Raw genomic sequence first — 12,276 nt, forward strand, 5'->3', positions numbered from 1 at the left:
CATCGGAAGGAAAAACATTGAAAGTGTGCAAACGGTGTATAAATGCCACACAAGAGAGAGTGGACGCGGCAGTCTCGTAGAAAAATGGATTGCAGTTCATCTCTAGAAAATGATGTAATAATATAGAAACAACAAAAGGAGGCTGTGTGAGGATGAGCAATATGCATCGCATTGGATGGTTCGATCAACAAGTACGTGCGGGACTTTATCCGAATAGCAGCCTTCTAGCTAAACAATTCGAGATTTCCAAGAGACAAGCGGCCAGGGATATTGAGTATATGGAAATGTCCCTTCGCGCTCCACTCAAATACGTGGCGAAGTATCGGGGCTATTGCTACGAGGATGAGGCGTTTGTTCTGCCGCATCTGTATTTGTCGGAAGAAGAGCAGAAAATATTGAAATATCTTGCGCTTCGATACCGGCACTACAATTATGACAACGCCGAGTCCGTAAAGCGCGTGGCCGATCTGTTGAGCAGGTTTGAGGCTTCCGATCAACTGGACGGACTCAAGCTTCCGATATTCGATGCCAATCCGCGGACGATTCAAGCGATGGAGCTGCTTTCCCAGGCTATCGCGGGTAAGAAGTCCGTTCACCTGCTATACAAGGATGAAGAAGGCGAGCGTCAATTGCTAGTAAGCCCAATCCGCTTCGTTTCCCGCTATCATGCGGATTATGTTGCCGTGTATAACGGGGGGGATGAACGTCCGGTTCTTCTTAGACTGGACGGGATCTTGCAGATTTCCATAGCGGTTGCGGCATCCGAATGCGAGACCAAGAAGAATGAATTCGACTACTTGGAACAAGGCAGCAAGCCGGCCCGCGCTCCATATCTGGCGAAGATTAAACTAAGCTCCCCTTTGAGCGGCAATAGCTGGAGGGGTTTTACTATACAAACGCAAGAAGAGCTTATTTATACCATTGCTTTTTATGATACGGACAGCTTTCTTCAGCATTTGCTTATTACCGAATGGGAAGAGCTGATTGCTCCGAGATGGCTTAAAAAAAAGCTGCAAAATAAGTGTGAGCAGATCGCACAGCGATTAGACACAACGACGGAATTCAGTTAGGGGAATGCTATGCCAAGCGTACAATTGGGGCTTAACATGAAACGGGAATCCAAATCTTACATCGATAGTCTCTATGCAGTTCTAACCGCAGCCGGATTGTTTGAGGGCCCTAAATATCGGCTTTCGGGTCTTACCGGAATGGCCTTCAAATTTACGGTCCATGAAAGACTGCTGCCTTTATCCGTGTCAGCGTATGGGCAATGGATAAACGAGCATAAGCCGGGTATGGACAACCTTGGTATATATACGGTGTATGATTGTGGACGGACGAGACATCCAACTTTCCGCCATTACCAGCAGGATGCCGTTGAGTGGGTCAAGGATAGCCTCGATAACGGGGTAGGGGTTATTTATTGGATTCCGGAGTTTGGCGTAATTGACGGCTACGATGAAGAGGACCGGGTATTTTTCGTAAATGATGGCTGGTCCGATGAACCTCATGTAGTCCTGTATGATAATTTAGGTCTTAATTTTACGGAGTTCTGGTACTGCCAGGCGGTTGGCGGGAAGGTGGATATCGCAAGAGAGTTGATGATCCTTGAATCGCTGCGGCTTGCCATTTATGACTGGGACACTCCTTATAAAACACTTCCCAATACGGATATCGCATCCGGCAAGCTTGCTTATGACTTCTTGATTCAGGCTCTTCGGCAAGGGGACTACGATGAGGGCGGTGCCGTCTATATCCTTGATTCCTATTGCTATTCAAGGGAGGAAATTCTCTCTTATTTGCAAGAGGCGCAGGGACTTTGGCCTGAAATAGATGAAGCTGTACGACTCTATAAGCAGCTAAATGAGCTGCTCCCGCTGATTCGAAATGCCATTATCCATAACATGGATTCCAGACAAATAGATCGCAATCAATGGGATGCCTTAATTGGCTATATAACGGAAGCAAAGCAGCTAGAGGATCATGCAGTTAACGAATTCCGCCTAATATCAGACCGTTGCCCGGATCCGCGAAGATCCGTCATTCCTAGGTGGGGAATTCATACCCCTAAATGATTGACATGACGAGAGGTGAGCAGCGATGGTTATCCTCGCAGACTTGAAAATGACAGTGGAGTCAGAATCTTATATTGATGCCATGCATGCTGTTCTTCATCATAAAGGATGGATAAATGGCTCAAAAGCAATGCTGGCTGGCATGACATCTATGGCTTTCCGTTTTACCGTAAACCGGCGTTTAACGGAGGAAGCTCCGACAGCTTACAATTGGGTAGCCGAGAATTTTCTCGCAGCGGATTTTATTGGAATTGGTTCTTCGCAAAATGCGGGTTTTAGCTTTGATGCTACATTACCGCTCTATAGGGAAGCGGCTGTATCCCAGATTAAAAAGACAATAGACAATGGAATAGGCGCCGTCATTTGGAGGAATCAATTTGTTGCGGTTGCTGGTTACGATAATGCAGAGCAATCCCTGATTCTCTCGAACGGAAGCGATGAAATGGAATATTTGCCGTATAACTCTTTCGGCAATCCGATCTCGCCTTATTGGTATTACCAGCTCTTCGAGAACAGAATTGAGTTAGACCATATGGAAATATGCAAGGAATCGCTGATGCAGGCGGTATACCGCTGGGAAACTCATAATCCGCTCCTGCCCGAGACGGAGTATGCCTGCGGCCGAGAAGCATATGCGGCAATAGCATCAGCTCTGCAAAGCGGAGACTATGATCATGAGGGATGGCAGGCAACTTTGCGATGCTATGCGGCTTCCAAGAGGGATATCCGCGACTATTTCTCCGTGTTGGAAACCTATTGGCCTTCGCTTCGAGCCGCATCGGTTCAGTACGCCTGCGTGGCGGAAGCTTTCGGGGAGATAGAGCGCTTAGTGCTTAATGACAGCCTGACTGAAACGATTATCTCCGAGCTTCTGCAAGCAGCTCAAGCCGAGGAGAAGGCAATTGAGGAGATAAAGGCATTTATGCGGGAAACGCTCGATATCCGAGAAGGCGATATCGCCTTGAGATAAACTTTATAAAGACTTAAGCAGATAAATCCGCTTAAGTCTTTTTTTTGTTTGTTTTTTTATAAAAACGAGTTAACGAAGTGAAAAGATTTAAAAAGCCTCCGCTTGTATGATTTGTCTATCGGCTCATTCATCTCACAAATCGAGAGGGGATAGACAGAAATGAAAAAGATGTTATCGATCTTCGTGTTAACCGCATTAATCGTTGTCCTTGCCGCTTGCGGCGCGAACAGCAGCAGTAAAGACAACGGCAACAACGGCGGCGAAAAGGCAGCGAACAACACATCCGGCGCAAACAGCACGGAAAGCACAAACGCAGGCACAACCACAGAAAAAGGCAAAATCGGCATCTCCATGCCGACCAAATCGTCGGAGCGCTGGGTGGGCGACGGCGCCAATATGAAGAAGGAATTCGAAGCGCTTGGTTATACGGTAGACCTTCAGTATGCGGAGGATGTAATCGAGAACCAGGTTTCCCAAATCGAGAACATGATCACGAAGGGCGTTAAAGTGCTCGTTATTGCCGCAATCGACGGCGAGTCCCTGACGGACGTGCTGCAAAAAGCAGCGGACCAGAACATTCAAGTGATCGCTTATGACCGTCTGATCAAAAATACCGAGCATGTCAGCTACTACGCAACCTTCGATAACTTCAAAGTAGGTGTGCTGCAAGCCTCCTACCTCGAAGATAAGCTTGGCCTGAAGGACGGCAAAGGGCCGTTTAACATTGAACTGTTCGCCGGTTCCCCGGACGATAACAATGCTTACTTCTTCTTTGACGGCGCGATGTCGGTTCTCCAGCCTTACATCGACAGCGGCAAGCTGGTCGTGAAGAGCGGCCAGACGAAAATGGAGCAGGTCGCAACCCTCCGTTGGGACGGTGCAACCGCGCAATCCCGGATGGATAACCTGCTAAGCGCGAACTATGCAAGCGACACGGTTAACGCCGTATTGTCTCCGTATGACGGTATCAGTATCGGCATTATCTCCTCCCTGAAAGGGGTAGGCTACGGCACGGCGGATAAGCCAATGCCAATCATAACAGGCCAGGATGCCGAGGTTGCTTCGGTGAAATCCATCATTGCCGGTGAGCAGACCTCCACGATCTTCAAGGATACCCGCGAGCTTGCGAAGGTAGCGGTCAGCATGGCCCAAGCGGTGATCGAAGGCAAAGAAGCGCAAGTGAACGACACGAAAACGTACAACAACGGCGTGAAGGTCGTTCCTTCCTTCCTGCTGGAGCCGGTATCGGTAGACAGCGCCAACTACAAGCAAGTACTGGTCGATTCGGGCTATTACACCGAAGATGAACTGAAATAAAGTACTCACGCATTGCGGCAGCCAAATGATTTAGCGACGGCCCCAAAGCCGTTGCTAGATCATTTTCCGTATTCCTTATCCAACTGAAGGCGTGGTGATAGCTTTGACTGATATCCTGCTCGAAATGCGGGGAATCACCAAAACCTTTCCGGGCGTAAAGGCGCTGGAGAACGTTAACTTAAAGGTAAAAGAAGGCGAAATACACGCGCTTATGGGAGAGAACGGCGCGGGCAAATCGACGCTCATGAAAGTACTCTCCGGCGTATATCCGTTTGGATCCTATGAAGGCGACATTTTATTCAAGGGCAAAGCCTGCGAATTTAAAGATATCGGAAGCAGCGAGCAGCTTGGCATCGTCATCATCCACCAGGAGCTTGCGCTTATTCCGCAGCTGTCCGTGGCTGAAAATATTTTCCTCGGCAACGAGCAGGCAAGCCGCGGCATTATCAACTGGAACGAGACGGTGGTGAAGACGCGCGAGCTGCTCAAAACGGTAGGCTTGTCCGAATCCCCGAACACGCTTGCAGGAACGATGGGAGTAGGCAAGCAGCAGCTTGTCGAGATTGCGAAAGCTTTATCGAAGGAAGTAAAGCTGCTTATCCTGGACGAACCAACCGCAGCGCTAAACGAAGAGGACAGCGAAAATCTGCTGAATTTGATGCTGGCGTTCAAGGAGCAGGGGCTGACGTCCATTATCATCTCCCACAAGCTTAACGAAATTATGAAGGTAGCCGACTCCATTACGATTCTGCGCGACGGCCAGACGATCGAGACGCTGCGGGTTCGGGAGGATCAAATTACCGAGGACCGGATTATTAAAGGAATGGTTGGACGCGATCTGACGCATCGTTATCCGGAGCGGGAGCCGAATATCGGAGATATCCTGTTTGAGGTCAAAGACTGGAACGTCTACCATCCGCAGCAATCGGACCGGAAAGTGATCGACGAAGTCAGCTTCCATATTAACCGCGGCGAGATTGTTGGCATTGCGGGGCTGATGGGGGCGGGACGGACGGAGCTTGCGATGAGTATATTCGGTCAATCCTACGGAAAAAAAATCAGCGGCCAGCTGTTCAAGGACGGCCGGGAAATCCGTCTGCCCGACATCAGCAAAGCGATCGACGAGGGTATTGCTTACGTAACCGAGGACCGCAAGGAATACGGGCTTATCCTGATGGACGATATCAAACGCAATACAACGCTTGCCAACCTATGGGGTATTTCCAAATGGTTTGTGGTGGACGATTACAAAGAGATAACCGAGGCGGAAGGCTTCCGCAAGAAGCTGAACATCAAGACGCCAAGCGTCCATCAGAAAACCGGCAACCTGAGCGGAGGAAACCAACAGAAGGTTGTGCTAAGCAAGTGGATTTTTACCGGTCCGGACCTCCTTATTCTCGATGAACCAACCCGGGGCATTGACGTAGGGGCGAAATACGAGATTTACACCATTATCAATCAGCTGGCTGAACAAGGGAAAGGGATTTTGATGATCTCCTCGGAGCTGCCGGAGCTGCTCGGGATGTGCGACCGGATTTACGTCATGAACGAAGGACGTTTTACCGGGGAAGTGCCAAGAGCCGAAGCCAGCCAGGAAACGCTTATGAAGTATATGACGAAAAGCAGGAGGTAGGACAGCATGGAAACCGCTCTGAAATTAATACGCAGCAATATCCGGCAATACGGCATGTTTATTGCCTTGATTTTAATCATGCTGCTCTTTCAGTTTCTATCCGACGGCATTCTGCTGAAGCCGCTTAATATTACGAACCTTATTTTGCAGAACAGCTATATTCTTATTCTGGCCATTGGCATGCTGCTCGTTATAATAACCGGACATATTGATCTTTCCGTCGGCTCCGTTGCGGCATTTGTCGGTGCGGTGTCGGCCATCATGATGGTCAAACACGGGATGTCCTTCCCGGTGGCGATGGTGCTGTCGCTAGTGTTTGGCGCTATCGTTGGCGCTTGGCAGGGCTTCTGGGTTGCTTACGTACGGATTCCTTCCTTTATCGTCACGCTGGCTGGGATGTTATTATTCCGCGGCCTCACGATGCTGGTGCTGGACGGCAAGTCGGTTGCTCCGTTCCCTCAAGGCTTCCGTTCCATAAGCACGGGATTCCTGCCGGACATTCCGGGTAACTGGGACATTCATCTGCTTACGGTGTTGATCGGTATCATACTGTCGGTGTTGTACATCTTTATGGAGTGGCGCGGACGTCTAGTCCAGAAAAGATACAAGCTTGAGCTGCTGCCGATCCCGTTCTTCCTAATCAAGCTGGCGGCAATCGTGATTATTACAAACCTGTTTACGTACGTGCTTGCTTCCTACAAAGGTCTTCCGAACATTCTCATCATGCTGTTTGTTCTGATTGCCTTGTACACCTTCGTGATGCGAAAAACGGTTATGGGCCGTCATATCTATGCGCTTGGAGGCAATGAAAAGGCAGCAAGATTGTCAGGGGTGAAGACGAAAAAGATGACCTTCTGGGTCTTCGTTAATATGGGCGTGCTTGCCGCCCTTGCGGGTCTTGTGTTTGCGGCAAGGCTGAACGCGGCTACTCCAAAGGCAGGGGTGAACTTCGAGCTGGATGCCATCGCGGCTGTCTTTATCGGCGGCGCTTCGGCAACGGGCGGAGTGGGTACGGTAATCGGAGCGATCGTTGGCGGTCTCGTTATGGGCGTCATGAATAACGGGATGTCGCTGGTTGGTCTAGGCATCGATTATCAGCAGGGCATCAAGGGTCTGGTTCTGCTGCTCGCGGTTGCTTTCGACCTCTATAACAAAAACAAATCTGCTTAATAACAGAGCCGTCTCTTGGCGCGTCTAAACACTTCTTGTGTCTAGGCGCGCTTAACTGCTATGTTAATGAAAGCGGTTTTTTGCATATTGGGGGGATCCGGGTGAAGAAGCTGTTGCTCGTCTATATCGTGCTGATTGGGACGCTGATGGCCTATTTGTATATGGTATTTGTCAAGGAAGACAATAGCGGACTGCTGGATGAGCCCGAGGGGCTGCACGGTACGCTGGACGAGAAGTATGTGATGGTGAATTTTCTGGCCGGTATCGACTATTGGAAAAACGGGCTGAAAGGCTTCGAGGACGCGGCGGAAGCGCTTGGCGTATCGGTGGAATACCGGGGCTCGACGCAATACGACGTGCAGGAGGAAATGATGGTGCTCGAGCAGGTTATCGCGCGGAGTCCCGCTGGAATAGCCGTAAGCGCCATTGATTCCGAAGCTCTGAACCCGGCGATTAACAAAGCGGTGGAAGCGGGCATTCCCGTTGTGATGTTCGACGCGGACGCGCCTCGCAGCAAAGCCTATTCCTATATAGGAACCAATAACTATAATGCAGGAGTAACGGCAGCCCGGAAAATGGCCGAGCTGACGGGCGGAACCGGCAAGGTTGGCGTCATTACGCTGCCTAATCAATTGAACCACCAGGAGAGAACAAGGGGCTTTGAGGAGACGCTGGAGAAGGAATTCCCCGATCTACAGCTGGTTGGGATTGCCGACGGCAAAGGCGATCAGATGATATCGGAGCAGAAGGTACGCGATCTGCTGAGCAAGTTCACGGATCTAAGCGGTATTTTCGTAACGGAAGCAAACGGAGGGGTCGGCGCGGGGAATGCCATTCTGCGGTTAAACAAGCTGGATCAGGTAAAGATCATCAGCTTTGACACGGATAAAGGGACGCTTGATATGGTTAAGAGCGGCACGATCTCGGCGACTCTGGCGCAGGGGACGTGGAACATGGGGTATTGGTCGCTTATGCAGCTGTTCCATCTCCGCAACCATATCGTGAATCCGATGTCGGATAACGGGGATTCCAGCATCCCGCCGCTGCCGACAAACATCGATACGGGCATTACGGTAGTGACTCCGGGTGACGTAGACCAGTTTTATGCCAAGTAACGGGTAAAGGGGAGCGCTAGCCATGGTATTCAAACAGCTGCAGAAGAGCTTCCAGCTGAACAACTGGTCTATCCGATACAAGCTGATTCTTCATTTCTTGCTGATCAGCATTTTGCCTTCCCTTGTTATTGGATTATTAATGGGGTGGATCGTTAACGGCATTGTCGAGAAGCAGGTTAACGGCCATACGATGCAGCTTATCGACAACGTAAACAAGTCGCTGGATTATTACGCGGGCAATATTCAGAATATCTCCTATTTCATATCGATGAATCCGGATATTCAGGCTTTCTTGAGCGAGGGGAAGGAGGCCATTGACGATGACCATGAGGAATACCGCATGTCCAAATTCCTGCAGGGCTTTACCTCGCTCTACTCGGAGGTTGCGGGAATTATCGTTGTGCGGCCCAACGGCGATTATTTCAGCAACGAGATGTATGCCCGGACGAACGATAGTCTAGCAAAAGAGAGCTGGTATCAGGAGGCTGTTGAGGCGAAAGGGATCTTCAAAATTATCGGCCATCCGGCCAACCGGAACGTGACGACCCATTCCAATTACAAGGACAGCGAGGTCGTCTCGGTTGTCCGCGCCATTCAGGATCCGGATACGCAGAAGACGTTAGGGGTTGTCCTTATTGATCTTAAGCTGAGGGTAATCGCGGAGACGGTTCGGGATGTTAGGCTTGGAAAATCCGGCTACTTGATGGTGATCGACGATAAGGGCGAGAGCATTTACGCGCCGAAAAACTCCAAGATCGGAAGTCTAGGCGTTGCTCTGCCCGGCCGGCAGGTATCCGGCATGTTCGCTCAAACGGTAGGGGGCCAGAAGCTGCAGTTTATTTATCAGAAATCCTCCTTCACCAATTGGACGACCGTTGGGGTCTTTGCCGTTCAGGACAGCGTGCAGGAGATTAAGGATATTAACCTCTATCTCGTTACCTTCGTGTTTATCGTGTGCATGCTTGGCATTGCCGCCTCGTATTACCTGTCCCATTCGATCTCCCGGCCGATCTCGCAGCTGGCCTCCTTCATGCGCAAGGTTGAGGAGGGCAATATGAGCATTCGCATTCCGGAGGAGCGGGAGGATGAGATTGGCCTGCTTGGCCGCAGCTTTAACAAGATGCTGTCGCAGATGACCCGGCTGATCTCGCAAGTGTGGGCGGAGCAGCGGCTCAAGCGGGAGGCGGAGCTCCGCAGCCTGCAGGCCCATATTCAGCCGCATTTTCTGTACAATACGCTGGATACGATCCAGTGGCTGGCCCGCAAGGACGGCGCGAAGGAAGCAACGGAGATGGTGGAGGCCTTGTCCAAGCTGTTCCGGATCGGGCTAAGCAAAGGCCAGGAGATGATACCGCTCACCGATGAGATCGAGCATATCCGGAGCTATTTGAAAATCCAGCAAACCCGCTATAAGGATAAGCTGAACTATAACATTGAAGTAGACGGAAGCTGCGACGACTTGTTCGTGCTGAAGCTTATTCTTCAGCCGCTTGTCGAGAACGCGATCTATCACGGCATTAAGGAACGCCGCGGGCCGGGGATGATAACGATCCGCGCCATTATTAGCGAAGAGATATTGGAACTGGTTATTCAAGATGACGGAGCGGGGATGACGGAAGCAAGACTCGAAGCGCTGCGCGCCGTGCTTCAGGCGGTGCCTTCGGTTCATGAAGCAAATGCGGCGCAGAGGGCAGCGGAAGAACGTCAGCAAGGACAGGGGCAAGCGGCCAGCTACGGACTGAGGAACGTGCAGGAGCGGATCCGGTTAAGCTTTGGCGAGACCTATGGCATTGCGATAGCGAGCAAAGAGAAAGCCGGAACAACGGTAATCATTAAGCATCCTATTATTCATCGGAAGGGGCAGGATACGCATGACGCGCACATGGAAGGTGTTAATCGCGGATGATGAGTCCATTATCCGGGAAGGAATCCGCAGCTCTATACCATGGGAGGATCTGCAGCTGGAGGTCGTTGGGGAAGCCGAAGACGGAGAGGAAGCGCTGGAGCTGGCCGTGGAAAAGCAGGCGAATATTCTGCTCGTCGATCTCAGCATGCCTATTATGAACGGCCTCACCTTGATCAGCCACCTTCGCCAGCAGCTTCCCAAATGCAAGATTGTCATTATTACCGGCCATGATGAATTTAATTATGCTTATGAAGCAATCAAGCTGGAGGTTGACGATTATATTCTGAAGCCGGTTAATCCCGATATGCTGGGAGAAGTGCTGGCGAGAGTTGTCCAGAAGCTGGAGGAAACTACCGTTAACGAAGAGCTTCTGCAGATGGCTTCCAAGCAGATCGATAAGAACTTCGCGCTGCTCAGGGAAAGATTTTGCCTCGAATGGATTAAGGGAGAGCTCGGAGAAGCGGAGATTCGCGAGCAGCTTTCGTTCCTTCGGATGCCGGGCGAGGAGCCGGACTATGTGGGCGTCATCCGGTGGCCGGAGCAGTCGAAGGGCAAGGCGTTTTTCTCCGAGAAGGACCGCCAGCTTCTATTGTTTGCCATCGAGAACATTATGGAAGAGCACCTTGAGCCGTTTACTTCCGTTCATTTCCGGGATAAAGTAGGATTAATTGTTGTTCTGATCTGGGGCAAACCGCAGGAGTCGGTCTTTAGGCAGATTGAGGCGGATGTGGCGGGCTATTTGAAGATTGAGATTGTGGCCAGCTACCAGCACAGCTCATCAGGAGATGTACCCTCGCTTTATGCGGAGGCACGGGCTTCCGTTAACCGGGAGACGAAGCTCAGCCCTTTTGTCCGGCGGACGAAAGAGATTATCTCCGACCGGTTTGAAGACCGGGACTTGTCGCTTGAGGGGATTGCGGGCGAGCTGAACGTGTCGGCCGTATATCTGAGCCGTATTTTTAAACAAGAGATGGGGACATCGTTTATCAGCATGCTGACAGCCGCCCGGATGAAGGAAGCGATTCGGCTGCTGAACGAGACGGATCAAGCCATACATGAGATCGCCGAGAAGACGGGTTATGAATCGCAGCATTATTTCAGTACGGCATTTAAGAAAACGACGGGGCTGCCCCCGAATCAATATCGTAAACGGAATTAGCAGGCTTTTGGCGAAAAGGAGGTTTCTAGCGTGGAATTAACCTATTTAAAAACCTTCTGCGAAGTCGCGAAGCACGGGAGCTTCACCCGCGCGGCGGAAATTCTGGGCTATGCCCAGTCCAGCATTACGACGCAAATCCAGAGGCTGGAGGAGTCGTACGGCGCCGTATTAGTTGAACGGTTCGGCCGGAGCATGAGGCTGACGATCGCCGGGGAGGCGCTGCTTCCTTACGCGAAGGAAGTGCTCAGGCTCCATGAGGAGTCGAAGGAAGTCGTGTCGAAGCAGTCCAAAGGGACGTTATCCATCGGGACGATTGAGACGCTGGCTGCCTATTATCTGCCACCGTATTTGCAGGCGTACCGCCAGCAGTATCCGGATATCAGCATCATGCTGCAGCCGGGGAATGAGCCTCTTATTATAGAAGCCGTCAAAGAGGGGACGCTGGATGTTGGAATTATCCTCGATCCGCCGTTCTCGGATCCGGAGCTCCATACGCAGGTGTTGAGGGAAGAGGAGCTTGTTATTATCGCGAGTCCCGGGCATCGGTTCTCGGCATTAAGCGAGGTTCGGGCAGAGGATTTATCGGGCGAGCCTCTTATCCTCACAGAGGACGGCTGCACGTATCGGGCAATGCTGCTCAAAGTGCTTAGGGACGGCGAGATTGACAGCAAGCCTTCCTATGAGTTCGGGAACATGGAGGCTATCAAGCAATGCGTGGTGTATGGCCTTGGCGTTGCTTTGCTGCCGCGTATCGCGGCTGCCGAAGAAATTCGTAAGCAGCAGCTGATTGCCTTGCCTTTTAACCACCCGGCTTGCAGGTTTTATACCCAGCTGATTTATTCGAAGAAGAAATGGCAGTCCAAAGCCTTTCTTGGCTTCGTGGATCTAATCGGAGGAGGCAATCATCAGAATCATTGAAGCAGTCAATCGA

General features: G+C 51.0%; 10 protein-coding genes. All 10 read left to right on the plus strand.

Features of this window, described 5'->3' with window-relative positions; all coding sequences use genetic code 11:
- Positions 1 to 152: 152 nt before the first annotated feature.
- The 10 genes from PJDR2_RS03440 (at position 153) to PJDR2_RS03485 (ending at position 12,263) form a co-directional block, all read left to right on the plus strand.
- Positions 153 to 1,070 (plus strand): helix-turn-helix transcriptional regulator, encoded by a 918-nt coding sequence (locus PJDR2_RS03440; protein ID WP_012772659.1) that lies wholly within the window; start codon positions 153 to 155, stop codon positions 1,068 to 1,070.
- 9 nt (positions 1,071 to 1,079) lie between these two features.
- On the plus strand, positions 1,080 to 2,075 hold the full coding sequence (locus PJDR2_RS03445; RefSeq protein ID WP_012772660.1) for a hypothetical protein: 996 nt from the start codon (positions 1,080 to 1,082) through the stop codon (positions 2,073 to 2,075).
- 25 nt (positions 2,076 to 2,100) lie between these two features.
- Positions 2,101 to 3,045, plus strand: coding sequence for a hypothetical protein (locus PJDR2_RS03450; RefSeq protein ID WP_012772661.1), 945 nt, complete (start codon positions 2,101 to 2,103; stop codon positions 3,043 to 3,045).
- Positions 3,046 to 3,204: 159 nt separating this feature from the next.
- A complete protein-coding gene (gene chvE, locus PJDR2_RS03455) occupies positions 3,205 to 4,362 on the plus strand; it encodes a multiple monosaccharide ABC transporter substrate-binding protein (protein ID WP_012772662.1) in 1,158 nt (385 codons plus the stop codon).
- Between the two features lie 103 nt (positions 4,363 to 4,465).
- Positions 4,466 to 5,995 (plus strand): multiple monosaccharide ABC transporter ATP-binding protein, encoded by a 1,530-nt coding sequence (gene mmsA / locus PJDR2_RS03460; protein WP_012772663.1) that lies wholly within the window; start codon positions 4,466 to 4,468, stop codon positions 5,993 to 5,995.
- 6 nt (positions 5,996 to 6,001) lie between these two features.
- On the plus strand, positions 6,002 to 7,165 hold the full coding sequence (gene mmsB / locus PJDR2_RS03465) for a multiple monosaccharide ABC transporter permease (protein ID WP_012772664.1): 1,164 nt from the start codon (positions 6,002 to 6,004) through the stop codon (positions 7,163 to 7,165).
- Between the two features lie 101 nt (positions 7,166 to 7,266).
- Complete coding sequence (locus PJDR2_RS03470; protein WP_012772665.1) at positions 7,267 to 8,280, plus strand: substrate-binding domain-containing protein; 1,014 nt, start codon at positions 7,267 to 7,269, stop codon at positions 8,278 to 8,280.
- A gap of 22 nt (positions 8,281 to 8,302) precedes the next feature.
- Positions 8,303 to 10,186 (plus strand): cache domain-containing sensor histidine kinase, encoded by a 1,884-nt coding sequence (locus PJDR2_RS03475; RefSeq protein ID WP_012772666.1) that lies wholly within the window; start codon positions 8,303 to 8,305, stop codon positions 10,184 to 10,186.
- A complete protein-coding gene (locus PJDR2_RS03480; protein WP_012772667.1) occupies positions 10,152 to 11,345 on the plus strand; it encodes a response regulator in 1,194 nt (397 codons plus the stop codon). Before PJDR2_RS03475 ends, PJDR2_RS03480 begins: the two co-directional genes overlap by 35 nt.
- A 30-nt stretch (positions 11,346 to 11,375) precedes the next feature.
- Positions 11,376 to 12,263 (plus strand): LysR family transcriptional regulator, encoded by an 888-nt coding sequence (locus tag PJDR2_RS03485; RefSeq protein ID WP_012772668.1) that lies wholly within the window; start codon positions 11,376 to 11,378, stop codon positions 12,261 to 12,263.
- Positions 12,264 to 12,276 lie beyond the last annotated feature (13 nt).

It is taken from the genome of Paenibacillus sp. JDR-2 (assembly GCF_000023585.1).
Lineage (GTDB): Bacteria > Bacillota > Bacilli > Paenibacillales > Paenibacillaceae > Pristimantibacillus.